This is a genomic window from Peteryoungia wuzhouensis (genome assembly GCF_003205195.1).
Lineage (GTDB): Bacteria > Pseudomonadota > Alphaproteobacteria > Rhizobiales > Rhizobiaceae > Allorhizobium > Allorhizobium wuzhouense.
On record NZ_QJRY01000002.1, the window covers coordinates 204,099 to 228,033 of the forward strand.

The 23,935-nt window shown below is 62.8% G+C and carries 23 protein-coding genes; 9 read left to right on the forward strand and 14 right to left on the reverse strand.

The features are described from left to right. Nucleotides 1-98: 98 nt before the first annotated feature. The 7 genes from DMY87_RS06875 to hemN form a co-directional block, all read right to left on the reverse strand. The gene (locus tag DMY87_RS06875; protein WP_110790565.1) at nt 99-1,028 is read right to left on the reverse strand and encodes a lipid A biosynthesis lauroyl acyltransferase; all 930 of its coding nucleotides are present in this window, start codon (nt 1,026-1,028) and stop codon (nt 99-101) included. A gap of 4 nt (nt 1,029-1,032) precedes the next feature. After that, on the reverse strand, nt 1,033-2,061 hold the full coding sequence (locus DMY87_RS06880) for a zinc-binding dehydrogenase (protein WP_110790566.1): 1,029 nt from the start codon (nt 2,059-2,061) through the stop codon (nt 1,033-1,035). Nucleotides 2,062-2,120: 59 nt separating this feature from the next. After that, complete coding sequence (locus tag DMY87_RS06885; RefSeq protein ID WP_110790987.1) at nt 2,121-3,410, reverse strand: beta-ketoacyl-ACP synthase; 1,290 nt, start codon at nt 3,408-3,410, stop codon at nt 2,121-2,123. Nucleotides 3,411-3,423: 13 nt separating this feature from the next. Beyond that, a complete protein-coding gene (locus tag DMY87_RS06890; RefSeq protein ID WP_110790567.1) occupies nt 3,424-4,626 on the reverse strand; it encodes a beta-ketoacyl-ACP synthase in 1,203 nt (400 codons plus the stop codon). A 105-nt stretch (nt 4,627-4,731) separates the two neighbouring features. Next, nucleotides 4,732-5,205 (reverse strand): 3-hydroxyacyl-ACP dehydratase FabZ family protein, encoded by a 474-nt coding sequence (locus DMY87_RS06895; protein ID WP_110790568.1) that lies wholly within the window; start codon nt 5,203-5,205, stop codon nt 4,732-4,734. 27 nt (nt 5,206-5,232) lie between these two features. Continuing rightward, nucleotides 5,233-5,511, reverse strand: coding sequence for an acyl carrier protein (locus DMY87_RS06900; RefSeq protein ID WP_027675812.1), 279 nt, complete (start codon nt 5,509-5,511; stop codon nt 5,233-5,235). A 105-nt stretch (nt 5,512-5,616) separates the two neighbouring features. Then, entirely contained in the window at nt 5,617-6,966 is a 1,350-nt protein-coding gene (gene hemN / locus DMY87_RS06905) for an oxygen-independent coproporphyrinogen III oxidase (RefSeq protein ID WP_110790569.1), read from the reverse strand. A gap of 197 nt (nt 6,967-7,163) precedes the next feature. On the opposite strand from hemN, the gene DMY87_RS06910 reads away from it, so the two are divergent. After that, nucleotides 7,164-7,889, forward strand: coding sequence for a Crp/Fnr family transcriptional regulator (locus tag DMY87_RS06910; protein ID WP_110790570.1), 726 nt, complete (start codon nt 7,164-7,166; stop codon nt 7,887-7,889). A 15-nt stretch (nt 7,890-7,904) separates the two neighbouring features. Here DMY87_RS06910 and DMY87_RS06915 read toward each other — a convergent pair whose 3' ends face one another. The 5 genes from DMY87_RS06915 to cobA all read right to left on the reverse strand — a co-directional run bounded on the left by DMY87_RS06915 (nt 7,905) and on the right by cobA (nt 12,586). Next, nucleotides 7,905-8,330: a L,D-transpeptidase gene (locus tag DMY87_RS06915; RefSeq protein WP_110790571.1), complete on the reverse strand. Its 426-nt coding sequence runs from the start codon at nt 8,328-8,330 to the stop codon at nt 7,905-7,907. Nucleotides 8,331-8,455: 125 nt separating this feature from the next. Next, the gene (cbiB, locus tag DMY87_RS06920; RefSeq protein ID WP_110790572.1) at nt 8,456-9,430 is read right to left on the reverse strand and encodes an adenosylcobinamide-phosphate synthase CbiB; all 975 of its coding nucleotides are present in this window, start codon (nt 9,428-9,430) and stop codon (nt 8,456-8,458) included. After that, nucleotides 9,427-10,431: a threonine-phosphate decarboxylase CobD gene (gene cobD / locus DMY87_RS06925; RefSeq protein WP_110790573.1), complete on the reverse strand. Its 1,005-nt coding sequence runs from the start codon at nt 10,429-10,431 to the stop codon at nt 9,427-9,429. Before cobD ends, cbiB begins: the two co-directional genes overlap by 4 nt. Beyond that, complete coding sequence (locus DMY87_RS06930; protein WP_110790574.1) at nt 10,428-11,732, reverse strand: cobyrinic acid a,c-diamide synthase CobB; 1,305 nt, start codon at nt 11,730-11,732, stop codon at nt 10,428-10,430. The genes cobD and DMY87_RS06930 overlap by 4 nt, the downstream gene beginning before the upstream one ends. Next, nucleotides 11,729-12,586, reverse strand: coding sequence for a uroporphyrinogen-III C-methyltransferase (cobA, locus tag DMY87_RS06935; protein WP_205908151.1), 858 nt, complete (start codon nt 12,584-12,586; stop codon nt 11,729-11,731). Before cobA ends, DMY87_RS06930 begins: the two co-directional genes overlap by 4 nt. 107 nt (nt 12,587-12,693) lie before the next feature. On the opposite strand from cobA, the gene DMY87_RS06940 reads away from it, so the two are divergent. Together DMY87_RS06940 and DMY87_RS06945 are read left to right on the forward strand one after the other, a co-directional pair. Next, nucleotides 12,694-13,824 carry a cobalt-precorrin-5B (C(1))-methyltransferase gene (locus tag DMY87_RS06940; protein ID WP_110790989.1) on the forward strand — a complete coding sequence of 377 codons (1,131 nt, stop codon included), beginning with the start codon at nt 12,694-12,696 and terminating at the stop codon, nt 13,822-13,824. Continuing rightward, nucleotides 13,814-14,527 carry a cobalt-precorrin-6A reductase gene (locus tag DMY87_RS06945; protein ID WP_110790575.1) on the forward strand — a complete coding sequence of 238 codons (714 nt, stop codon included), beginning with the start codon at nt 13,814-13,816 and terminating at the stop codon, nt 14,525-14,527. The genes DMY87_RS06940 and DMY87_RS06945 overlap by 11 nt, the downstream gene beginning before the upstream one ends. 16 nt (nt 14,528-14,543) lie before the next feature. On the opposite strand, the gene DMY87_RS06950 is transcribed toward DMY87_RS06945, so the two are convergent. Next, on the reverse strand, nt 14,544-17,972 hold the full coding sequence (locus DMY87_RS06950) for a hypothetical protein (RefSeq protein ID WP_110790576.1): 3,429 nt from the start codon (nt 17,970-17,972) through the stop codon (nt 14,544-14,546). A 122-nt stretch (nt 17,973-18,094) separates the two neighbouring features. Here DMY87_RS06950 and bcp point away from each other — a divergent pair, with 122 nt between their 5' ends. From bcp to DMY87_RS06980, 6 genes are all read left to right on the forward strand, one after another. After that, nucleotides 18,095-18,562 carry a thioredoxin-dependent thiol peroxidase gene (gene bcp / locus DMY87_RS06955; protein WP_110790577.1) on the forward strand — a complete coding sequence of 156 codons (468 nt, stop codon included), beginning with the start codon at nt 18,095-18,097 and terminating at the stop codon, nt 18,560-18,562. Next, nucleotides 18,562-19,404 carry a ferritin-like domain-containing protein gene (locus tag DMY87_RS06960; RefSeq protein ID WP_110790578.1) on the forward strand — a complete coding sequence of 281 codons (843 nt, stop codon included), beginning with the start codon at nt 18,562-18,564 and terminating at the stop codon, nt 19,402-19,404. Before bcp ends, DMY87_RS06960 begins: the two co-directional genes overlap by 1 nt. Before the next feature lie 142 nt (nt 19,405-19,546). Further along, a complete protein-coding gene (locus tag DMY87_RS06965) occupies nt 19,547-20,845 on the forward strand; it encodes a M23 family metallopeptidase (RefSeq protein ID WP_110790579.1) in 1,299 nt (432 codons plus the stop codon). A 47-nt stretch (nt 20,846-20,892) separates the two neighbouring features. Further along, nucleotides 20,893-21,516, forward strand: coding sequence for a LysE family translocator (locus tag DMY87_RS06970; protein WP_110790580.1), 624 nt, complete (start codon nt 20,893-20,895; stop codon nt 21,514-21,516). Between the two features lie 145 nt (nt 21,517-21,661). Next, nucleotides 21,662-23,197, forward strand: coding sequence for a DEAD/DEAH box helicase (locus DMY87_RS06975; RefSeq protein WP_110790581.1), 1,536 nt, complete (start codon nt 21,662-21,664; stop codon nt 23,195-23,197). Nucleotides 23,198-23,203: 6 nt separating this feature from the next. After that, nucleotides 23,204-23,611 (forward strand): NUDIX domain-containing protein, encoded by a 408-nt coding sequence (locus tag DMY87_RS06980; protein WP_110790582.1) that lies wholly within the window; start codon nt 23,204-23,206, stop codon nt 23,609-23,611. On the opposite strand, the gene DMY87_RS06985 is transcribed toward DMY87_RS06980, so the two are convergent. Beyond that, nucleotides 23,599-23,934 carry a TfoX/Sxy family protein gene (locus DMY87_RS06985; RefSeq protein WP_110790583.1) on the reverse strand — a complete coding sequence of 112 codons (336 nt, stop codon included), beginning with the start codon at nt 23,932-23,934 and terminating at the stop codon, nt 23,599-23,601. The two genes, DMY87_RS06980 and DMY87_RS06985, sit on opposite strands and share 13 nt — an antisense overlap. Nucleotide 23,935 lies beyond the last annotated feature (1 nt).

The window sequence follows — 23,935 nt, forward strand, 5'->3', positions numbered from 1 at the left end:
CATGAGGTGGCATCACCTTCAATCGCCGCAGGTGCCGTGAAACGGCCAGCCCAAAAAATGTTGCGTATGAAACGCTTATATCTGCCAAAAATGAGGGGTTAAATCTTGCCCTTAATGTCCCATCTGTCGTGGTACCACAGCCACTGTTCCGGAAACTCCCGCACCCATGATTCGACCTTGTCGTTGAGCACCTGCGACGTCGCGTTGACGTCGATCTGGCCCTTTGCATTGCGCGGCAGGCTGATGGCCGGTTCGATTTCGAGGCGGAATCGGTTGCCGGGAAGCCGGATGCAGCGCGCGGGATAGACCTCACATTCAAACTGGCGGGCGAGCTTTGCAAGAAGCGGATTGGTCCGAACCGGATTGTTGAAGAAACGGGTTTCGACCCCCTTCTTGAATTTCTGGTCGACAAGCACGCCGACACCCCCGCCCTGCTCCAGCTGGCGCGCCAGCGCAAAGGAGGAGCCGGCGTGAGAAGGCACAAGCTTGCCCATCCGTTTCTTGCGGAAATTGAACACCTTCTCCGCGACATAGGGATTGTTCGGCGGACGAAACAGCACAGTGACGTAGAGGCCGAAAGCGGCGCCTGCGACCGGCAGCAGCTCGAAATTTGCCGTGTGGCCGGTAAAGACGATGAAGGGTCGAGGATTGTCGCGGAGATCGAGGAACTGCTCGACGCCCGAGACGTCGACCCTGCCCTCGCCCGGCCGTTTCGGGTCAAAATCGAACAGACGGTCGAGAAAGACGTATTCCGCCACGAGCCGCCCCATATGGCCCCAGCTCGCCAGTGCGATTGTCTCGCGCTCTTCCTCTGATTTTTCCGGAAAAGCGTTGCGCAGATTGACCTGCATCAGGTGATGCCGCTTGGTCTTCGGGCCGATCCAGCGCATCAGCCGGTCGGCGAAATTGATCGCCGCACCGGCCGGAAGCACCTTGAGCGCGGTCAAGAACCCGAAAGCCGCCTGCGCAACAGTCCAGTGATAGGCCTTGCGCAGAAAGAGCACGATCCGGGTGATGAACATCCGCACGGGATCAATCCATCTTCAGGATGATCTTGCCGAACACCTGGCGGCCTTCCATCCGGGAAAGCGCCTTGTCGATATCGTCGAAGGAGACCTGCGTGTCGATGACAGGATGCACAAGACCGCGCGCCATCTTCTGCATGGCGTCAGCCATGTTTTCCATGCGGCAGCCGAAGGAGCCGAGCAATTTCAGCTGCTGCTGGAACAGCATCATCAGATTGACCTCGGTCGACACGCCCGAGGTCGAACCGCATGTCACCAGACGCCCACCGCGTTTCAACGAGAACATGGAGGCGGCAAAGGTGTCCTTGCCGACATGTTCGAAGACGACGTCGACGCCCTTCTTCTTGGTGATCTTGCGCACGACACCTTCGAAGCGGTCAGTGCGATAGTTGATGACGTGATCGGCACCGAGCGCCTTGGCCGGTTCGATCTTGTCGTCGGAGCCGACGGTGGTGATCACGGTGCAGCCGATCTTCTTGGCAAGCTGGATGGCCGCCGTACCGATACCGGAACCGCCGGCATGGATGAGGATGGTTTCACCCGGCTCGAGCTTGGCGTTGTCGAACAGCATATGCTCGACGGTGCCGAAGGTGACCGGAGCGAGGGCTGCACCGATCGCGTCGACGCCCGGAGGGGCCGGAACGAGCAGGCGGGCCGGCAGATTGATCTTTTCCTGGGCAAAGCCGTCGAGATGGAAGCCGTGCACGCCTGAGACGTTTTCGCAGAGATTGTCGCGCCCTTCGCGGCAGGGCTTGCAGAGACCGCAGGTGCGGGCGCCATAGATCGCGGCAAGCTGCCCCGGCAGGATATTGCCAACGCCCGGCCCGATCGCCTCGACAACGCCAGAGGCTTCGGCCCCGATGACGAGCGGCATCTTGCGCTTGGCAAAGGCCATGCCGCGCCAGCCCCAGACGTCGATGTGGTTGAGCGCCACCGCCTTGACGCGCAGCGTCACTTCGCCGGGACCCGGAGCGTCCGGCTCCGGCAGGTCGACGATTTCAAGCTTGCGGTCTTCGACGAGTTGCAATGCGCGCATGTGGTGGATCCCCGCCCATCGGGCGTCAGTTCAGGTCTAAAAGGTGAATGCGGGGCGGATTACGCCGGATCCCGCGTCATGACAAGGCTGGCATTCTGGCCGCCGAAACCGAAGGAATTGGAGAGAACGGCCGAAACCGAGGCCTCCCTCTTCACATTCGGCACCACGTCGAGCACGATCGACGGATCGGCATTGGCGTAGTTGATCGTCGGCGGCAACGTGCCGGTCAGCATGGTCTGGATGGAGAAGACGGCCTCGACGGCACCGGCCGCCGTCAGCGTATGGCCGATCATCGACTTGTTCGATGAGGCGGGAATGCCGTCCTTCAGCCGGTCACCGAAAACCGACAGCATCGCGCCATATTCCATCTTGTCATTCTCCGGCGTCGAGGTGCCGTGGGCGTTGATATAGCCGATGGCATCTTCCGACAGACCCGCATCGGCCAGTGCCGCCTTGATCGTGGCAATCGCCGGCCCGCCGTCCGGAGACGAGCGGGTGCGGTGGAAATAGTCGGCCTTTTCGCCGCAGCCCTTGATCACACCGAGCACTTTGGCGCCACGGGCGACAGCCGCTTCCAGGGATTCCAGCACGAGCGTTGCCGCCCCTTCCGCAATGACGAAACCGTCGCGTTCCTTGCTGAATGGCTTCGAGGCCTTTTCCGGCGGATCGTTCTGGGTCGACAGCGCCGAGAGCAGCGAGAAGCGGATCACCGATTCCGGGCTGATCGAACCATCGGTGGCAACGGTCAGTGCCCTGTTAGTGCGGCCCTGGCGGATCGCTTCGACGCCGAGCTGGATGGCGGTCGCACCGGAGGCACAGGCCGTCGACAGCGTCACCGGCAGGCCGCGCGTGCCGAACTTGTCGGCCAGCCGCTCTGAGATCGACCCGAACTGTACGGCTTCGAGGAAGACCGGATCCGGCTTTTCGCGCATCGCGGCGAGGAAGCGCACATACGCGTCGCCCGGTTCGGTTGACGGTGGCGCGCGCTCGGCGAGCGCAAAGCGGTCATGCCATTCCGGCTCCACCGGCGGAGCGGCAAGGAAGAGCGGGCCATTGAAGTCACCATTGAGGCCGGCCTGAGCCAGCGCTTCGATGGTGGTTTCACGCGCCAGCGCATAGGAACGCTCGACCGCATTATTGGCCGGCACAGCGATGAAATCGACCGTGCCGCCGATCCGGGTCGACATGCCCTCGGTCTCGAAGCGCTTGATGTAATGGATACCGGACTGGCCTGATGTGAGCTTCGCCCAGTTGTCTGCAAGCCCCTGGCCGAGCGAGGTGATCACGCCCATGCCGGTGACGGCGACGATCGGGCGGCCGAGATGATCCTTGAAGCGGGTGTCAGTCATCGATCGATCCTCTTCACGCATCGGCCGAGAGCACGGCGAGGCCTTCGCCCCGCACGTAACCGACGGTCGTCACGATGGCATGCCGGGCGGCGGTGGCTTGCGCGGTCTCATGGGCGGCATCGAAGGCGGGCACGACCGCACCGGAATCGATGGCAAGCGCTGCGAGCGCAAGACCTGCCGGGAACTGCGCTTCGAGCGAATGGCCGATCGAGCCGGCAAAGCCGCGCACCGGCATGCCGGGGAAGCGTTCCGCAAGGGAAGCCTTCTCACGTTGCGTCAGTTCGGCAAGGCCCGACGCACCGGAGAAGATGATCGTATCGTCTGCAGAAAGCGCCGACGCCTCGGGCACAATGCGATTAAGGCGGCTCTCAAGCTTGCCCTCGTCGCGATTGCCGCGATCGCCTTCGACGGCATCGAGGACGGCATAGACATGCGCGCCACGTGCTTCGGCATGTTCACGGGATTCGAGCACCAGGAAGGCACCGACCGTGCCCAGGATCATGCCGCCACCGTTCTCACCATCACGCGACCAGAGCGGCTGCCAGGGCCCCGTCTGGTGGGCCCGGATACCCTCGACCAAGAGCAGGATGTCGGCGCGCTCGGCAATGAAGGCTCCGCCGACCAGCGTATGGGTCGACTGGCCGGCCTTGATGCGGGCAAAGGCGGTTTCGATGGCGGAAATACCGGAGGATTCTTCACCCATGAAGGTGCGCGACGAACCCGTCACCTTGTGCACGATGGAGATGTTGCCGGCGAGCAGATTGGAGAGCTGCGCGAGGAAAAGTGTCGGGCGAAGTTCGGTCGTCAGCTTCTCGATCAGCAGCCGTTCGCGGTCATTGCGCTTCAGCGCCTCGTCCACGATCAGGCTGTCGACGGCAATGTCACGCTCGCCGCCGCCTGCCGCCACGATCAGGTCCATCGAGCCACAGGCCTCGACATCGTCCTTCATGCCGGCATCGTCGAGCGCGAGGCCCGCAGCGAACACGCCGAGGCGCTGCCAGTTTTCCATCTGTCGCTGGTCCTTGCGCCCGATCTGGGCCGACCAGTCGATCTCAGGCAGGCGGTGCACGACGTAGGGCTTGAACTTCTCCGTCTCCAGCACCGGTTCGGGCGCTTTGGGAGACGACAGAAGGGCGATATGCGGCTCTTTGCCCGTTCCATGGCAGGTAACAATGCCAATCCCGGTGATCACCACATCATTCGGCTGTTTGACCATATGCAATCCTCTCGCCGGCATGAGGGCCGACGTTAAAAAGCGGGTTTTCCCGAATAAGGCCCCAAGGTCAAGAGGCGATTGCGCCAAAGCGCAGCTGTGAGGCCTTTAGCCCTGGGCAGCCATGGCGGCGATCAGGCCGACTTCCTCGGCACGTTTGCGCACGATCGGCGCGAGCGGCACCTCGGAAAAGGGCACGGTGCGCAGCTTCAGCTGGGCGTCGCAGACCTTCTTGCCGGCACTGGTGATCTTCGCCTTGGTGACGGCAAATCCCGACCCGTCATGCTCAAGCTCCGCCTCGATATCGAGGACGGCGCCCGGTTCGACGAAAGTGCGCATCTTGGCGCCATCGACCGACATCAGGAAGGGCATGGCGGAAAAATCCTTGACCGCGAGCAACAGCATGCCCGAGGCCTGCGCCATGGTCTCGATCAGGAGAACGCCGGGCACAAGCGGCATGCCGGGGAAATGGCCCTCGAAAACGGGGCTTTCCATCGGCACGACCGACTGGGCCTTCAAACGACCAAGGCCGAGATCCACGCTCTCGACCTTGTCAATCATCTGGAAATATTCAAGCAGCATGAAGACATCCGCCCTTCTGGAGACGGATCAGCCCTTGGCGGCCTTCAGCTCGTCGATCTTGGCACAGAGGTTCTTCAGGACGAAGTATTCCTCGGTCGAGACCTTGCCTTCGTTGACTTCCTGCGTCCACTGCTCGAGCGGGATCTTGATGCCGAATTCCTTGTCGATCGCGAAAACGATGTCGAGGAAATCGAGGCTGTCGATGCCGAGGTCATCAATCGTGTGGCTCTCAGGCGTAATCGTCTCGCGATCGATTTCGCTGGTGTCTGCGATGATGTCTGCAACTTTGTCGAATGTAGCGGTCACGCCAGTACCTCATATGTCTCAAATTCTGTGTTCCACATAGGGAAAACACAGGGAAATGCCAATGGTCGTTTTTCGCGACCGCGACATTTGCCCCTGAGGTGTTGCCTAAACAGCAATGGAATGGCGCCCCTTGCCGTTCGAGAGGTAGCTGTCGAAGACGGCGGCAATCGTGCGCGCGAATGGCCGTCCGGCCTCCGTGACGACGAAGCGATCACCGTCCAGACGACAGATGTCGTCCTGGTTCGACTGGGCGAACGCACGGGCCTCCCTGACGATCTCCTCGACAGCCGTGCCGAATTCCTGGCGCAGGGCATCGAAGGAGAGCTCAAAGCGGCACATGATCTCCTCGATCACCCGACGGCGCATCCGGTCGTCGTCGGTGACGGCAACCCCACGCACCACAGCCAGGCCGCCATTGTCGGCCATGCGCTGGTATTCTCCGGTTGCCGGCATGTTCTGCACATAGCCCTGCGGCAACTGCCCAATCGAGGATGCACCAAGCCCGATCAGGGCCTCGGCCGTATCGTCGGTATAACCCTGGAAATTGCGGCGCAGGCGCCCTTCCCGCTGCGCCACCGCCATGCTGTCGGTCGGCCGGGCGAAATGGTCGATGCCGACAGGTTCGTAGCCGGCCTCAACCAGCATGCGGGCCGCAAGGTTCATCTGGGCAAACCGCGCCTCAATGCCCGGCAGCACCTCTTGCCTGATCATCGTCTGATGCTTCTTCATCCACGGCACATGGGCATAGCCGAAAAGCGCGATGCGATCGGGGGCGAGCGAGAGAATGTCGCGCACTGTTTCAGCAAGGGTCTCTTCGGTCTGGTGCGGAAGGCCGTAAAGGATATCGCAATTGACCGAATGCACACCACGCGCCCTGACTGCATCCACCACCGATTTCGTGTGGTCGAAGGTCTGGATCCGGTTGATGGCGCGCTGCACCTCTGGGTGGAAGTCCTGAACGCCGAGGCTGGCCCGCGTCATCCCGATCGCGGCCAGCGCATCGTAGCGCGGCTCATCGAGATCGTTCGGATCCATCTCGACGCTGATCTCGACGTCTTCGGCAAAATGGAAGGCTTCGCGCAGCGCCGCCATCAGTCCGATGAGATCCTCGGGCCGCAGCATGGTCGGCGATCCACCGCCGAAATGCACCGCGCTGACCAAGGCGTCCTGCGACACCAGGCCGCCGACAGCGGCAATTTCTTTCTTCAACGATTCCAGGTAGATCGTAATCGGCTCATATTTCAATGTGTGCTTGGTATGGCAGGCACAGAACCAGCAGAGACGATCGCAATAGGGGATGTGCAGGTAGAGAGAGAGCCGCTGGTCACCGGTGATCGACCCCAGCCAGTCGGCATACACACCCGGATTGATGCCCTCGTGGAAATGCGGTGCGGTGGGATAACTCGTGTAGCGCGGCACGGCCCCGGAATATCTGGCAAGGAGTGAATTCTGCATGACGGTGGATGCCTCGAAACGATCTCGATCTGCGACCAAAGATAGAGGCCTGCGACACGGCAGCCTTTGACTTCGATCAATTTGCTGATACATTTCTTGAGTAGAGTTTTTGAGAAACTCAGAGGCCGAAACGGCCATATGGGTCGCCGTTGGCTGGTGCAAAACCACCGACGGGCACGACGGGGCGGCATGACACAATGGACACTTACCTGAAGCACCTGCCGGAATGCGAAGCGCCGGCCGTCTGTCGCTCTTGCGAGGCGCGTCATGGCGGACTTTGCTCGGTTCTGACAGCGAGCCAGTTGGGCGAACTCAATCGGCACTCCATTCGCCGCCGCATCGAAGCTGGCAACGAGGTGATCGGACAGGGCGAAACCGTCGGCAGCTACAGCAACATTCTCAAGGGCGTGATCAAGCTGTCGAAAATGATGGCGGACGGCCGTCAGCAGATCGTCGGCCTGCAATTTGCCCCCGATTTTCTCGGCCGCCCCTTCCTCGGCGAAAGCACGATCACGGCGGAAGCCGCAACCGATACCGAGATCTGCACATTTCCGCGCAATGTCATCGACCGCATGGTCGGCGAAGTGCCGGATATGGAGCGCAAGCTGCACAACCAGTCCCTGAAGGAGCTGGATGAGGCCCGCGACTGGATGCTGACGCTGGGCCGCAAGACCGCACAGGAAAAGGTGGCGAGCTTCCTCTATCTGATCGCAACGCATATCGATCCCGAAACCGGCAAGACGCAAACGTTTGACCTGCCGCTCTCGCGCGCCGATATCGCCGACTTCCTCGGCCTGACGATCGAGACGGTAAGCCGTCAGATGACCAAACTTCGCAAGGACGGAATCATCGTCATCGAGAACAATCGTCACGTGATCGTTCCGAAGATCGACCGCCTGCGCGACGCAGCCGGAATCGACTGAGCCGTCGCAAGCCGCTCAACGGGAAATCAGGATCCGGGTATTGCCGAGGCCATTCCGCCGCGCAAGCGTGTAAAACTGCGCGGCATTGTCCGGATGAAGCCGCACGCAGCCATGCGATGCCGGTCGCCCGAGGTGTTTGACGTCATACGTGGCGTGCACCGCATAGCCCCCGTTAAAAAACACCGCATATGGCATCGGCGCATTGTCATACTTGCGCGAGCGATGATGAAGCGAGGCCCACTTGGCACGCCAGGAACCGGTCGGCGTCGAATAACCTGAACGCCCGGTCGACACCTTCCAGCGATAGAGAACGATCCCGTTTTCAGACACCGTCATCGTCTGCGCGGAAATGCTGACTTTGGCGACCAGAGAACGCGCTTCAGCCATGACCGGCAGTGAAGCCGCAATGATCAATGCTCCCAACGCCGCAATCGCGCGCATGCCTTCCCCCGCCAGGGCACCCCTTTGCCCAGCAGCAGTGTAGATCCCGGCGTCCAAAAGGAAATCCGACGAAGCCGGTTGCCCAAAAAGGGTCAGCAGAGGCGGAACCAGCACCGATGACGAGATCAGCCGTAGGAGAGCAGCGCCAGAAGCCCGATCAACGCGGTCAGAAGGCTGCCGGCCGCATAGAAGACGGAGACTCCCCTATGGATATCGACAAGCGTGGCATCGTTTCGCCCGCCGGCATGCATCATCGGCTCGCTCACCCGCACGCCGCCATAGATGCGCGGACCGGCAAGCTGAAGATCGAGGGCACCGGCCATGGCCGCTTCCGGCCAGCCGGAATTCGGCGAGCGATGCAGGCCGCTGTCACGCAATGCCGCCGAGAACGAGCACCGGCCCGCCGAAGCACCGAGCCTGATCGATGCGGCAAGCGCGATCAGGCCCGCCGAAAGCCGTGCAGCCGGCCAGTTGGCGAGATCATCGAGCCGGGCCGAGGCCCAACCGAAATCGACGAATCGATCATTCTTGTGCCCGATCATCGAATCGGCAGTGTTGAGCATCTTGTAGGCGAGAAGTCCCGGCAAGCCCGCGACCGCATACCAGAAGACCGGCGCCACGACCCCATCGGCAAAATTCTCCGACAGGCTTTCGATGGCCGCACGGCAGACGCCGGATGTATCCAGCGTGTTCGGGTCGCGCCCGACGATCATCGCCACCGCCTGGCGCCCACCTGACAGACCGCCGATGCGTAAACCATCGGCCACGGCAAGCACATGATCGCCGAGGCTTTTTTGCGCAAGAAAGACGGCGACGACGACGATCTCACAGACAGCGCCAAACAGACCGAGTGCCGGGGCCAGATGCGAAAGGGCCGCCCCGCCAAGTGCGGCAAGCGCCAGAAGCACGAGGATGCTCACGACACCATTGAGGCGCCGGCCGATGGCGGTAAAGGTTGGCCGGTTCAGCCGCGTCTCGAAAAAATCAATGCCCTTGCCGAAAACCACGACCGGATGCGGGAACCGCTGCCACAACCAGGGCGGATCTCCGACGAGACGATCGAGAATGAGGGCGGCAAGGAGGAAAAGCAGATGGATCATGCGCCGGACTTAGTCCATATCGCAAGCGCTTCGGCAAGCCGGCGATCACCCGCTTCATCGGCCGCCAATCCGAAGCGCAGCCAGTCCGGTCGGTAATCGAACTTGCGGGTCAGAATGTGGTGACGGCAGAGATGGGTGTGCAGTTCCCCTGCCCTGGCATGTTCGACAAGTGTCAGAAGCCCGGCATCGCCACGGACGACGAGGCCCGTACCGCGCAAGACGCGATGGAGAGAAGCGCACCGTTCCGCGATGCCGGCTCGAATCGGCGCGACATCGGAGCCGAGGAAATGGGCAGCCAGAGCAAGAGCCGGCCCTGATACGGCCCAGGGACCGAGCCAGTCGGCAATTTGCGCGACAAGATCATCGTCGGCGATGACAAAGCCGAGCCGGATGCCGGCAAGGCCGAAGAATTTGCCGAAGGAGCGAAAGACGATGAGGTTCCGCTGCGTGGCAGCCGCCACACTGAGCTCCGGCAGCGCATCCCCGAAGGCTTCGTCGACGACGATATAGCGGCCATCGCGGGCGAGATCCTGGGCCAGTCGGGCGAGCCGTTCCGGCGGATAGGCCCGCCCGTCGGGATTGTTCGGGTTGACGACGATGACGAGGCCATGGGTTGGCGTGACGGAATCGAGATCGGCGATGCGATCGACGGCCATACCGGCCTGCTCGAAGACGCGGGCATATTCCCCATAGGTCGGCCAGAGAATGGCGACACGCGCGCCGGGGCGCACAAGGCGTGGAAGAAGCTGGATGACGGACTGGGTGCCGGGGACCGGCAGCGGCAACCGTTCGCCGGAGCGGTAATAGTGGCGGGCGGCGAGGCGCGCGGCCTGCTCTAGCTCCCGATCCGGCAAGCGGTGGAAGGCGCGCGGGGAGATCTCGGGCAGCGGCGGCGGGCATGGATTGATGCCGGTCGACAGGTCGAGCCAGTCTTCGATCCGGCCGCCATAGAGGTCCGCCGCAGCCGCCAGACCGCCACCATGCTGGATCGGCGCGCTCATGCGGCTTCTCCGATCCGGTCGATCAGATGCATGTAGGACCCGCAGACACGGCCCCTGACCAAGCCGACCGCACCAAGAGCCTGGCCCGTCGCATCCTCAGCCTCGAACAGGCGTTCGGCATCGCCTTCCGAGATCACGGTCGAATAGTGGAATTCATGGGCGGAGAAAGCACCGGCAAACATCTCTGGTACCAGCGAGCGGAGCCGGCGATAGCCGAGATGGCGCGAGCGCTGCGCATAGCTGGTCGTCAGCGGCAACAGGCCCAGCATGGCATGGCCCTGGCCATCGGCATCGATAAGGCCGTCCCCCAGAACCATATAGCCGCCGCACTCGCCATAGACGCGCGCCCCACGCGTGGCCGCCTCGCTCATGCCGGCCTTGAAGGTGAGCGCGCCCGCAATCCGGCCGGCATGCAGCTCCGGATAGCCACCCGGCAGATAGACCGCGCCCGCGTCTGTCGAGGGGGCCTCATCGGCGATTGGCGAGAAGAAGGAGATCTCTGCGCCCTGCCGCCGCCAACCGTCGAGCAGGTGGGGATAGGAAAAGGCGAAGGCGATATCGCGGGCAACGGCGATGTGTTGGGCGAGTGGCGGGACGGTTGCCGTTTCAGGAGGAGGTGCAGACCCAGTTGACCCTTTCGCAAGCGCCATCAACGCGGCGAGGTCACAGCCTTCCTCCACAGCCGTCGCAGCAGCCTCGATAAATGTTTCAAGACCGGCGTGTTCGCTGGCCTGGACGAGACCGAGATGCCGCTCCGGAAGATGCAGATCGGGGTTCGAGCGCAACACGCCCAGCACCGGAAGGCCGGTATCCGCCAAGGCAGCGCGCAGCATGCCTTCATGCCTCACGCTGCCGACCTTGTTGAGGATCACACCCGCAACCCGGACATCTGGGCGGAAGCAGGCAAAGCCGGTGGCGATGGCGGCGACCGATTGTGACATTCGTGCACAATCGATCACGAGGATGACGGGAAGTGCCAGAAGGGCGGCGAGATCGGCGGCGCTCCCGGTGCCATCTGCGGCGCCATCGAAGAGCCCCATCATCGCCTCGATGACCAGCAGGCCTTCGTCAGAGGACCGGGCGGCCTGGGCGCGCAGCAAGGCCGCTCGCATCGCCCAGGGATCGAAATTGAAACAGGTCCGGCCCGAGGCGGCTGCATGAAAGGCGGGATCGATATAATCGGGTCCGGCCTTGCCCGGCGAGACGACGACGCCGCGGCGCGACAGCGCCCGCATCAGCCCGAGCGTCACCACCGTCTTGCCGGAACCGGAGGACGGGGCCGCGATCAGAAGCCCGCTCATGCCGTGTCTTTCCGATCCACGGCGAAGGGGTCGGGCAGAAGCTTTCGGCCAGACAGAGCACCGAGCCAATCGAGCGAAGGCCGCAGACGGACAACCTCGCCGATCACGACGATGGCCGGCGGTTCGATGCCGGCCGAGATCATGTCCGCCTCGGCGCGGCCGAGCGTGGTCTCCAAAACGGTCTGATCGGCAGTCGCCGCATTGCAGACAAACGCGACAGGTTCGTCAGGCCGACGGCCGGCAGCGATCAGGTTGGCGGCAATCTGGCCCATATGTTTCATCGCCATATACATGACGATAACAGGCGAACCACGCCCAATCGCGTCCCAGTCGATCCGGTCTGGCACGACACCGGAGGAATCATGGCCGGTGAGGAAGGTAACGGCGTGGTTGACTTCGCGGTGGGTGACGGGAATGCCGGCATAGGCGAGACCACCGATCCCGGAAGTGATACCGGGCACGATGCGGAACGGCACGCCATGCTCGATCAGGGTCAGGGCTTCTTCACCACCACGGCCGAAGACGAAGGGATCTCCACCTTTCAGCCGCAGAACCCGATGCCCGGCCTTGGCGAGTTCAACGAGACGGAGCGAGATGTCGCGCTGCTTGGCAGACGGCTTGCCGCCGCGCTTTCCCGCATATTCAAGGATCGCACCCGTGCGCGCGAGCTTCAAGCATTCCTCATTGACGAGGGCGTCGTGCACGATGACGTCGGCCTCCGCCAGCCCCTTGGCGGCCAGCAGCGTCAGAAGTCCGGGATCGCCCGGTCCGGCGCCCGCAAGCCACACATGGCCGGGCTCGATCGCCGGCAGGCACATGGGCAGGGCAAGACGCGTCGTGTCACTCATACCCATGGTCTAGGCTCCGGGCCTTCAAATTGCAATTGTGGCTTGGCGGCTTTCCGCAGCCTCACCACCGCCTCAGCCTTCCGCACCGCGTGGCACTCGCCTATAAGCAAACCATGAGCAGCACGGATCATCAGCAGGAACGGCCGGACGGCGAACGGGTGGAAAAGCCCGAAGGCAGCGCCTTGCGCACCGGCTGGACGACGGGTGCCTGCGCCACGGCCGCGACCAAGGCCGCGTTCTCTGCCCTGCTGACCGGCGCTTTTCCCGACCCCGTCACGATCACCCTGCCGCGCGGCGAAACGCCGGCTTTCGCGCTGGCGACCGAAGGTTTCGATGGCGGCGCTGCCTTTGCGGGCATCGTCAAGGATGCCGGCGATGATCCGGATGTGACCCATGGTGCCACCGTAATCGCGAGCGTGCGACGGCTCGCTCCCGGAAACGGCATCCGCTTTGTGGCCGGCGACGGTGTTGGCACAGTGACCAAGGCCGGCCTGCCGATCCCGGTCGGTCAAGCCGCGATCAATCCGGTGCCGCGCGCCATGATGGCGGCTGAAGTCGAACGGCTGGCCGAGGCACATGGCATCGCGGCCGATGTGGAAGTCACCATCTCGGTCCCCGGTGGAGATATGCTGGCCAAGGACACCTGGAACCCCCGCCTCGGAATCCTCGGCGGCATTTCCATCCTCGGCACGACCGGTGTCGTGCATCCGTTTTCCTGCGCCGCCTGGATCCACTCCATCCATCGCGGCATCGATGTTGCCCGCGCTGAAGGCCTCACGCACGTGCTCGGCGCGACCGGATCGACCTCGGAAAAGGCAGCTCAGGCGTTCTACCACCTGCCGGATGGCGCGCTGCTCGACATGGGCGATTTCGCCGGAGGGTTGCTCAAATATCTGCGCGCTCACCCGGTTTCACGCCTGACTATCGCCGGCGGTTTTGCCAAGATGGCCAAACTCGCCCAGGGCGCGCTCGACCTCCATTCCGGCCGCAGTCAGATCGACAATCTCCATTTTCTTTCATTGCCTTGCGCGGAAAACCTGACTCAAACTATGCGTGAGCGGATTCAAAATGCCAACACAGCAATGGAGGTACTTGGAATCATGAACGAACTTGGCATCGACATCGCCTCAGATATCGCCGAAGGCGCTCGCCGCACGGCCCTGTCCGTTCTCAGGGATGCGCCGGTCGAGGTCGACGTGATCGTCATCGACCGCAGCGGAATCATCATTGCCCATGCAAGGTGACGGCACGACCGATCCGCAGCCCGGCAGCGACAGGCCGCAGAAGATCCTGATCCTCGGCGGCACGGCCGAGGCGCGTGCGCTTGCAAGCCAGTTGGTGGAGGCTGGGCATGCGGTGACCACCTCACTCGCCGGACGCACCCTCGATCCGATCCTCCCGGTCGGCGAGGTCCGCATCGGCGGCTTCGGCGGGGCGGAAGGACTGGCGAACCACATCCGCGAAAACGGCTATGACCGGATCATTGACGCCACGCACCCCTTTGCTCGAAGGATCAGCGAGAACGCCATCAAGGCAACCGCGATGACAGGTGTGCCGCTCGAACAGAGTGTGCGCCCCCGCTGGCGCAAACAGCCGGGCGATCGCTGGCAGCCGGTAAGGTCGCTTGAAGCGGCGGCACGCGCCCTGCCCCCAGGCGCAACCGTCTTTCTCGCGCTCGGTCGGCAATATCTCGATGCCTTCTCGATCCGCGAGGACTGCCGCTTCGTGATCCGCATGGTCGACCCACCGGAGGTGGCGTTCGCCATCAACGACTACAGTCTCGTGCTGGGCAAGCCGGCGAGCGATCCGGCACGTGAGGTCGACCTGTTCACCGCCCATGGCGTAACCCATCTGGTCTGCCGCAATTCAGGCGGACCGGCTGGTTACGCCAAGCTCGTCGCCGCGCGCCAACTGGAGCTGCCAGTTATCATGCTGGAACGGGATTGAGCCAACCGGGCGGAGATCAGCGGAATTCAAAGATCTGGCGGAAGACGCCGGGGGCGATGATCGACAGCGGATTGATCACGAGGTTCGGCTTGGCACTCGCCCCGGTCAGCTTGAAGGTGATGCCAAGCAGTCCGCGATCCCGGCCATTGCCGAGAAGCGCGCCGATGACCGGCAGTTCGCCAAACAGGCGATTGAGCCCATAGGCCGGCATGAAGGTGCCCGTGAGGTCGATCTGCCCGGAACGATCGCGCACGATGCCCTGGAAGGTGGCCCCGATCTGCTCGCCGCGCACGATGCCGTTCTCCACGCTCAGCGTGCCATCGACCACCGAGATGCGGGCAAAGGCGCGCTGGAAGCTGGCCGAACTCACATCGATGTCCTTGCGGACGGCACTGTTGAGGCTGCGTCCGTCGGCCCCGGCAGGCGTCGAGACGATCGACTGCAGCCGCTCCTCGTTGTTGACCTGGACATTGCGGACATCGATGTTGCCGCTCCAGGAGCCGCTGCGGATTTCCGTCAGGCGCAGGTTGGCGAGGCCCCCGCTCAGGCGATTGTAGACGTCGAGGAACCGCACGACAGCCCCAAGATCGCTGCTGGTAAAGGCGAGTTCGCGCGCGCCCTCGGGGGCGCGCAGCTTGGCAACAACCGCCTGGCCGCTGCCGGTCACGCCGGAGAAGTCGACCGCATTGACGCGCCCCTTGCTGCCCGAATAGATGATCGACACGCCGGACAGCGCTTCATTGCCAAAACCGACCACGCGGTCGATCTTTCCCTCGATGCGAACGGACGGTCCTGAACGGTTGCCGTCATCACTCCCCCCACCGTCGCCGCCTTCCGGCTGCTTCAACTTCGAGATGAGGGAACGGGCATCAAAGGCGCTACCGCTCGCTTTGACGGAATAGACGCCCTTCGTGTTGCGCACGGTCAAAGCAACATTGTCGTCTGGCGCCAATCGGACCTTGGACAAATTCGCCGCCAGCAATCCGTCGCGGTTGATCTGAAGATCGCCGCTGGCGCCGAACCCGTCGCCCGCCAGAACAAAATTCTCGATCAACGACTGGTTGTTATTGTCGCTGGTCAGATCGAATTTCGCAGTGGCCCCAATCCCCTGCCCCTTCGTCCAGCCAAGCCACGGCACGGTCAGCGTTGCCGAGCGAAGATCGACCGACACCCCTTGCTTGCGATCTCCGAGCCAGGTCATTTCGACCGAGACGGGTCCGTCGAGAATACCGCTCAGTCCAGGCACCAGCTTGTTGCGCGCGGCATCATCGAGTTTGGCACTGATCACCCGTTCCCGTGCGACGGCATCCGGCCCCTTGCGCACCGGTTCGGTGACACGGATATCCATGGGGACATCCTCGACCTTTGCGGTCCCCTCCAGGCGCGCCGCTTCCGGATCGACCACCAGCAATCCCGAGACATCGGTGACGTTGCGGCCGTCGAACGGCTTCTTGATATCGACACCATCAAGGACGACGGCTGCGGTCCATTCCGGAGGCGGCGGCGACTGGTCATCGATCAGGCCGAACCGTGCTTCGGCGTGGCCGGTCACCGGACCTGAGAGATCAGCGGGCGAAAATTCGGTTCGCTGCATCGCCTGGATCGGCTTGACGGAGACAAGTTCGGCGATGGCGTCTGCAGCCCCGCTGACATCGACGACGAGATCGGCCATCAGCGGCTTGTCATAGACATTGGCCAGCACGAGGCTGCCACCATCGAGCTTCACGACACGTCCAGACGGGAAATAGGATCCCGCCGACTTGATCTTCACCTCTGCCCGTTCGCCGACCATGTCGAACCGGCCATAGACATCGCGCAGGGGCGGAATCTCGCCGGTCAGGTTCATGCGCGCATCCTCGATATCGAACCCGATGCGCAGTTCATCGACATTGAGCCGCACGGCTTGCGGCTCGAGCGACAAGCGGTTTTGCGGAATGAACACGTCGATGGTGCCACGCGGAATGACACCGCCGAAGATGTTTTGCAGAACCCAGCGACGGGGTTTCGAGGCGATCCAATAGGGCCAGAGCTGCTTCAGCGCGGACGTCTTGAGGTTCTCCACGGCGGCATTGAAGCGAATTTCGGGTCCGGTGCCGCCGAAGCGGATCTGCAGCTTGCCGTCAAGATTGCCGTTCGGCGTCGACGCATCAAGCGTGTCGAGCTGCAGCATGTTGTCGTCCACCAGATAACGACCATACCCCTTGAGCGAAAATGGAAAAGGCGTCTCGCCGGCATCGGGGACATCGGCGCGTCCATTGGAAACCAGAAGGTCGATCCCGAAACCCTTGCCGAATTCGGGGCCCTCAGGCAACCGGTCGAGATCGATCAGTCCACCCGAAATCGGCAGGATCGTCTTGTCGAGCTGGGCGTTCGAGTCGGCAATCTCGACGGTGTCCTTGGCAAAGTCGTAGGCGAAGTTGAGGTTGGCGTTGGTGATCTCTTGTGGCTGGCCATCGGAATAGAAGGTGGCGCCCTGCATGTTGACGCCAAACGACAGTGCGCGGGGCACACTGCCACCCCCGCGTTTTGCCGACAACAGCAGTTCCGCCGAGCCGTCGATGCCCTGTCTCGGGTCCCCATTCATCGAACGACGGAGCATGAACGGGGTCAACCGGAAGTCTGCGACCCGCATCGTCAGCGACTGCGCCCGTCCTTCGACATTGTTGGTAAGCGCGGTAAGCTCGGTCTGCTGCCCGTTGACGGAAATCGCCCCGAAGATCGACAGAGAATCGTCCTCGCCGCGCTCCATGGCAATGTCGTCGATGGCAAGCGTGAGCGGCCGGCCGCTGGCACTGGTGGCAGACACTTCCAGCCCGCCGATCCGCATCCGGTCGAGCCCCCCACGAGCAAAGAAGGCCTGGATCCGATCCAGTTCGTCAAAAGCGCCTGAGAGGAAGGCCGGCATCGAATCGATCCGCACCTTGTTCAGGTCGAGCGGCTCTCGCTTCGGCAACAGCCTGGCGTCCAGGCTGATGCCGTCGCTCACCACCTCGCGCACCGAAAAACGGCCGCCGAGCAGCGCCAGCGGCTCGACGATGAACTTGACCGATTTCGTGAGCGCAACCTGGCGTCCGAGATCGGCTTCGGTCAGGGTGACATCATGCGCCTCGACCGTCAGCTCCATATTGGCGGAAAATCGCACTTCGGTGGAACCGACCTCGGCGTGGAAATGCGGTGCAACAGCATCCGCGAGGACCGCCTGGGCACGACGGGCAAGCGCCTGGTCGAGCGTTCCGCTCTCGACCACCGCGTAGACCCCCATCAGCACCACAAGCCACAGAGCGGACAGGCCGCCGAGCACGCGCAGGACCCGGCGCAGGACCGACCGGCGCGGCGGCGGTGTATGCACGATAAGGGGATCCTCGACCTGCGCGGACGGGAGGGCATGCAGCGGCACGATGTCCCGCTTGCGAAACCGTAGCTTTTCGCCCCGGATCTCTGACATGTCCTGGTGATTGTCTCCGTCGATCGATGCCGCTATCAAGTCGCTCTGGACGACTTCGGAGCGGACTATATATCGAGTGCGCCGACAATCACCCACAAAACAGGCAAAAGAAAGGTTATCCCATGACGGAATTGACTGCCGGGGACAAAGCCCCCGACTTCACCCTGCCCGCCAGTGGTGGCGCCACCGTGTCGCTCCAGCAATTCGCCGGCAAACCGCTGGTCCTCTATTTCTATCCGAAAGACGACACCAGCGGCTGCACCGTCGAAGCCGTTGACTTCACGAATCTTTCGCCGGATTTCGCGGCCATTGGCGCAACGGTGGTGGGGGTCTCGCCCGATTCGGTGAAGAGCCACGACAAGTTCGCCGCCAAACACAATCTCTCCGTCCTGCTCGCCGCCGACGAAAGCCATGCGGCTCTGGAGGCCTATGGCGTCTGGAAGGAGAAGAGCATGTACGGCAAGACGTATATGGGCGTTGAACGCACGACCTTTCTGATCGACGGATCGGGCAAGATTGCCGAGGTCTGGCGCAAGGTGAAGGTGCCCGGCCATGCCGAGGCCGTTCTGAAGGCGACCCAGGCTCTCTGATGTCCGATACGCTGACCCCGCCGGCCACCCCTTTCCACTCGCTGCGCGGGGCAGCGACGCTCGCAATCCTGAGCGCCGACCTCGACGAGAAGACGGCGCTTGCGCAAACCGCAGCGATCCGCTGGCAGGAACGGCGCCTGTCCTTGCGATCGCCGCTCGACCCTGCCATGCCCGATCGGCCTGGCCGACCGGAAAAGCCGGAACTGGTGCCGCCCAAGGCGGTGGAAAAGCGCTCCCTGCACACCCTGCCGGGGCGCATCGCACTCCTCCACGCACTCGCGCATATCGAACTGAATGCCGTCGATCTGGCGCTGGACATCGTCGCGCGGTTTGCCAGCGAACCGGTGCCGCACTCGTTCTTCGACGGCTGGATGAAGGTCGCCTATGAAGAGGCCAAACATTTCCGGCTGGTGCGTGACCGCCTGCGGACGCTGGGCGCGGATTACGGTGACATGCCGGCCCATGATGGATTGTGGCAGGCGGCGCATTCGACCCGCAACGATCTCACCGCCCGCCTGGCGGTGGTGCCGCTCATCCTGGAGGCACGCGGCCTCGACGTGACCCCCGCCTTACAGGACAAGATGCGTCAGACCGGCGATCTCGAAAGCGCAGAAGTGCTGCGGATCATCTATGAAGACGAGAAAGGTCATGTCGCCGTCGGTGCCAAGTGGTTCCGCTTCCTCTGCGCCCGCGCAAAGCGCGATCCGGCAGCAACATTCCAGGATCTGGTGCGGGCGAATTTTCGTGGCCAGTTGAAGGCGCCGTTCAACGATGTGGCCCGCGCGGAAGCAGGGCTGACGCCATCCTTCTACAGGGTGCTTTCCTCCAAAAACAACTCCTGAAGCAGGCACGCCCCGCCCACCATTGAATGTTTGTTAACCCTAATAATGCGTAATCGTTTCAGCGAGTCCAAATAAGACGACTCGCGGTCATGCAGCCATTTGCCCAGAACGGCGCAAGGGTCGCAGGAGAAGGGAAACAGGCGTGGCGACGGGATCGAACAACCAGGTTTTCGGGAAACGTAAGCTGCAGCACGTCGTCATTCTGGCCAGCGGCGACCGCATTCGCCACATGACGATCCGTCCCTGGATGACCCTCCTCGCCGTCTGTTTTCTCGGCACGCTCGCTCTCGGCTACCTCGGCGCCACCACATATCTCGTCCTGCGCGACAACCTGATCGGCGCCACCATGGCGCGCCAGGCACGCATGCAACACGAATACGAAGACCGGATCGCGGCGCTCCGTGCCCAGGTTGACCGTGTCACGTCAAGGCAACTGCTCGACCAGCAGGTGGTGGAGGACAAGGTCGAAAAACTGCTGGAACAGCAGATGGCACTGACATCCCGCCACGGTCGCATAGGGGCACTGCTGCAGGGGGCGGGTGAAACGACACTTCCTGGCGACGGGCCGGTACCGGCAGACAAGCCGAAAACAGGGGGAGACGAAGCATCGCTGATTGGTGCAGATGCGCCGGCATTCGCAGCTTTGCTCGGCAAGGGCGAGCGAAAGGAAACATCGACATCGTCCAGCCTTGCGCTCGGCTATGTGCCGATGACGCAGGAGAATGTCGCCGATCGCGCCGATCGGCTGTTTTCGCACATGACGCTTTCGCTCAAGGAGATCGAGGCCGAGCAACTGGAACGGATCGACCAGCTTGCCAGCGGCGCCTCCGCCACTGCCGACGAAATCGCCGGCATCCTGAAGCGCCAAGGCGTGCCGGTTGAAGAACAGGCGGCGCTGGAAACGCAGGATGCCGTCGGCGGACCTTATCTCGCCCCGCGATCGGAAAAGGACTTCAACGCCTCGCTGAACCAGCTGGATGCCGCCCTGACACGGCTGGAATCCGTGCGCGACACAGCGCGCCGCCTGCCCTTTGCCAACCCCGCTCCGGGCCGCGACATCACCAGCCGCTTCGGCAATCGGCCGGATCCCTTCTTCGGTGGCCTCGCGATGCATGCAGGCATCGATTTTCGTGCCCCGACCGGCACCGAGATCCGGACCACGGGTGCCGGCAAGGTCGTGGCCGCAGGTTTTTCCGGTGGCTACGGCAACATGGTTGAGGTCGATCATGGCCTCGGCATATCCACCCGCTACGGCCACATGTCGCGCGTTCTGGTCAAGGTCGGCGACGAAGTTGCAACCGGTGACGTCGTCGGCCTTTCCGGCTCGACAGGACGCTCCACCGGGCCGCATCTCCACTATGAAATCCGGCGCAACGGCGACGCGGTCGACCCGATGCAATTTCTCAATGCCGGCATGAAACTGACGCCTCTGATCAATTGACCCGAACGCCTTTTGCGTTCAGCTTCATCGGGCAAAGGAGAATCCCGATGGATGCCGCTTCGCTTTTGGCCTTCGCGCTCGCCTTCTTCGTCTTCGCCGCGAGCCCCGGCCCTGATAACATGACCATCGTCGCCCGCACGCTCTCCCACGGTCCTGCCTTTGGATTTGCGTATGGCGCCGGGACGCTGGCCGGCATCCTCATCTATCTTGCACTGGCAGCCTTCGGCCTTTCCCTGATCGCCCAGGAGATGGGGCTGTTCATGGTGATCCTGCGCTATGCGGGTGCCGCCTACCTGATCTATGTCGCCTATCGTCTCTGGACCGTGACGCCGGTGATCCCGGAAACGACGCGTGAAGTCGACCGCCGGGGCCTGTCGACCACCTTCCTGACGGCCATCGCGCTCAACCTCGGCAATCCGAAGATGCCCTTGTTTTATCTGGCTCTCCTGCCGGGTTTCGTCGGCGCCACCTTCGGCGCGCACGACTATCTGGCACTGGCTTCGGTCATCGTTCTGGTCGAGATCGTGGTGGTCGGCGGCCATGTCTGGATTGCCGGGCGCGCCCGCTCCCTGATGCGCATTCCGGCCGTGGTCCGCCGGGTCAACCGCCTCGCCGGCACCGCGATCGGGCTCGCCGGTATCCAGATCCTTTGGACGACGCGAACGAATTAAACATGCGCTTTAAGCCTTTGTAGGGTTAAATCCGCCTGTTTCCTTGACTTTCGGGCCGTTTCCCACTATTCGCCGCAACCATTCGAGCCCGCATCAAGGGCGACTCATGGATGTTCGCGAGAACAGGAACGGAAACTACTTCCCTTTGACAACTTTTGCTGACCTTGGCCTGAGCCAGAAAGTCCTTTCAGCCGTCACCGACGCCGGCTACACGATTCCGACCCCGATTCAGGCTGGCGCCATCCCGCCGGCCCTGCAGCGGCGGGATATCTGCGGCATCGCACAGACGGGCACCGGCAAGACTGCATCCTTCGTTCTTCCCATGCTGACCTTGCTCGAGAATGGCCGCGCCCGCGCCCGCATGCCGCGCACGCTGATCCTTGAGCCGACGCGCGAATTGGCAGCCCAGGTCGCTGAAAACTTCGAAAAATACGGCAAGAACCACAAGCTCAACGTGGCGCTCCTGATTGGTGGCGTCTCCTTCGAGGAGCAGAACCGAAAGCTGGAGCGTGGCGCGGACGTGCTGATCTGCACCCCCGGCCGCCTGCTCGATCATTGCGAGCGCGGCAAGCTCTTGATGACCGGCGTCGAAATCCTCGTCATCGACGAAGCCGACCGCATGCTCGACATGGGCTTCATCCCGGATATCGAACGCATCGCCAAGATGATCCCGTTCACCCGCCAGACCTTGTTCTTCTCGGCCACCATGCCGCCGGAAATCCAGAAACTGGCCGACCGCTTCCTGCAGAACCCGGAACGCATCGAAGTGGCCAAGCCGTCTTCGACCGCGCTCACCGTGACGCAGCGTCTCGTCGCCTGCCACAACAAGGACTACGAGAAGCGCGCCAAGCTGCGCGAACTGATCGGCACCCAGAGCGAACTGAAAAACGGCATCATCTTCTGCAACCGCAAGAAAGATGTCGCCGACCTGTTCCGTTCGCTGGAACGCCACGGCTTCTCCGTCGGCGCCCTGCATGGCGACATGGACCAGCGCTCGCGCACCAACATGCTGGCCGGCTTCAAGGACAACCAGATCACGCTTCTGGTCGCCTCCGACGTCGCCGCCCGCGGTCTCGACATCCCCGACGTCAGCCACGTCTTCAATTTCGACGTTCCGATCCATGCGGAGGATTATGTCCACCGCATCGGCCGCACCGGTCGCGCCGGTCGTTCGGGCGCCGCCTTCACCCTGGTGACGCGCAGCGACACCAAATTCCTCGACGCCATCGAAAAGCTGATCGGTCAGAAGATCGAATGGCACGACGGCGACATCTCCGCGCTTCCGGCCCCGGCCGAGAGCCATGACGAAAGCCGTGGAAAACGTGGCCGCGACAAGGGTCGTGAGCGGCGCGGTGGTCACAAATCGGATACGCGCAGCGAGTATACCAAACCGGTAGAGGAAGAAGTGGTGGAAGCAGCAGTGAAGGTTGAAGCGGTCAAGGTGGCAGAACCGATGAAGGCCGAGCCGGTGGCAAACGACCGTCGCGGAGACGATCGTCGCGGCGACAAGCGCCATAGCAACAATCCGCGCAACAATCGCAGCAGCCAGGCACCCGCGAACGACGACAACCGCGATCGCCGCCGTAACCGCTATCACGACCACGACGACGGCCCGACGCCCGTCGGCTTCGGTGATGACATCCCCGCCTTCATGCTGATCGTGGCTGCAGCCAAGGCCTGATTGGTCATGGGTCTGCCCGGCATTGATTTTCCCGGCCTCGGTGTCGGTCTTGCCATCCTTCGGGATGGCAAGTTGCTTTTGTGCAGGCGCATGAAGGCGCCGGAAGCCGGCCACTGGAACATCGTCGGTGGCAAGGTCGACCATATGGAACCGGCGGCAGAGGCGGCCCGCCGTGAGGCTGAGGAAGAGACAGGCCTGACGATTGGCCCGATCACCTATCTCGGCGTGACCGAGCAGATTATCGCGGCCGATGGCCAGCACTGGGTGTCGCTGCTCTACAAGGCGACCGAAACTCAGGGCGAACCGCAACTGACCGAGCCCGACAAGCTGTCGGAGATCGGCTGGTTCGAGCTGGATGATCTGCCCCAGCCCCTGTCGGTCTTCACCCGCGCCGTTCTTGCCTACTTGCGCTGATCGGCACTCGTGATCCGGACGGCCGCTTCGAAGGCGAGCCGCGCCCATTTCGCCATCAGCTCCGGATCGTCATAGGCCTCGTCCGGCACGGTCCAATAGGGCATGGCGACGGGCTTGCCACCCTTGCCCTCATAGACCCACCGCTTGGCCCCGGCCGCCTCCAGGAGAGGTCCGCTCTCGGCGTCCCCCTTCAGCATGATCTCGTCATAGAGTTCGAGCGCGAAGATGATGCCGTGGTGGTAAATTCCCTTTCCGCCGAACATGCGGCGGATGCTGACCGGGCCTACGGCCTCGAACATCTCTTCAATCGCGGCATTGTCCATC

Excerpts from the sequence above, each read along its gene's own strand:
- bcp (WP_110790577.1), top strand. The coding sequence starts at position 18,095 with ATGACGGAATTGACTGCCGGGGACAAAGCCCCCGACTTCACCCTGCCC.
- DMY87_RS06890 (WP_110790567.1), bottom strand. The coding sequence starts at position 4,626 with ATGGTCAAACAGCCGAATGATGTGGTGATCACCGGGATTGGCATTGTT.
- DMY87_RS06885 (WP_110790987.1), bottom strand. The coding sequence starts at position 3,410 with ATGACTGACACCCGCTTCAAGGATCATCTCGGCCGCCCGATCGTCGCC.
- DMY87_RS06985 (WP_110790583.1), bottom strand. The coding sequence starts at position 23,934 with ATGGACAATGCCGCGATTGAAGAGATGTTCGAGGCCGTAGGCCCGGTC.
- DMY87_RS06880 (WP_110790566.1), bottom strand. The coding sequence starts at position 2,061 with ATGCGCGCATTGCAACTCGTCGAAGACCGCAAGCTTGAAATCGTCGAC.
- cbiB (WP_110790572.1), bottom strand. The coding sequence starts at position 9,430 with ATGATCCATCTGCTTTTCCTCCTTGCCGCCCTCATTCTCGATCGTCTC.
- DMY87_RS06950 (WP_110790576.1), bottom strand. The coding sequence starts at position 17,972 with ATGTCAGAGATCCGGGGCGAAAAGCTACGGTTTCGCAAGCGGGACATC.
- cobA (WP_205908151.1), bottom strand. The coding sequence starts at position 12,586 with ATGGGTATGAGTGACACGACGCGTCTTGCCCTGCCCATGTGCCTGCCG.
- DMY87_RS06940 (WP_110790989.1), top strand. The coding sequence starts at position 12,694 with ATGAGCAGCACGGATCATCAGCAGGAACGGCCGGACGGCGAACGGGTG.
- DMY87_RS06980 (WP_110790582.1), top strand. The coding sequence starts at position 23,204 with ATGGGTCTGCCCGGCATTGATTTTCCCGGCCTCGGTGTCGGTCTTGCC.
- DMY87_RS06910 (WP_110790570.1), top strand. The coding sequence starts at position 7,164 with ATGGACACTTACCTGAAGCACCTGCCGGAATGCGAAGCGCCGGCCGTC.
- DMY87_RS06960 (WP_110790578.1), top strand. The coding sequence starts at position 18,562 with ATGTCCGATACGCTGACCCCGCCGGCCACCCCTTTCCACTCGCTGCGC.
- DMY87_RS06945 (WP_110790575.1), top strand. The coding sequence starts at position 13,814 with ATGCAAGGTGACGGCACGACCGATCCGCAGCCCGGCAGCGACAGGCCG.
- DMY87_RS06930 (WP_110790574.1), bottom strand. The coding sequence starts at position 11,732 with ATGAGCGGGCTTCTGATCGCGGCCCCGTCCTCCGGTTCCGGCAAGACG.
- hemN (WP_110790569.1), bottom strand. The coding sequence starts at position 6,966 with ATGCAGAATTCACTCCTTGCCAGATATTCCGGGGCCGTGCCGCGCTAC.
- DMY87_RS06915 (WP_110790571.1), bottom strand. The coding sequence starts at position 8,330 with ATGCGCGCGATTGCGGCGTTGGGAGCATTGATCATTGCGGCTTCACTG.
- DMY87_RS06895 (WP_110790568.1), bottom strand. The coding sequence starts at position 5,205 with ATGCTGCTTGAATATTTCCAGATGATTGACAAGGTCGAGAGCGTGGAT.
- DMY87_RS06970 (WP_110790580.1), top strand. The coding sequence starts at position 20,893 with ATGGATGCCGCTTCGCTTTTGGCCTTCGCGCTCGCCTTCTTCGTCTTC.
- cobD (WP_110790573.1), bottom strand. The coding sequence starts at position 10,431 with ATGAGCGCGCCGATCCAGCATGGTGGCGGTCTGGCGGCTGCGGCGGAC.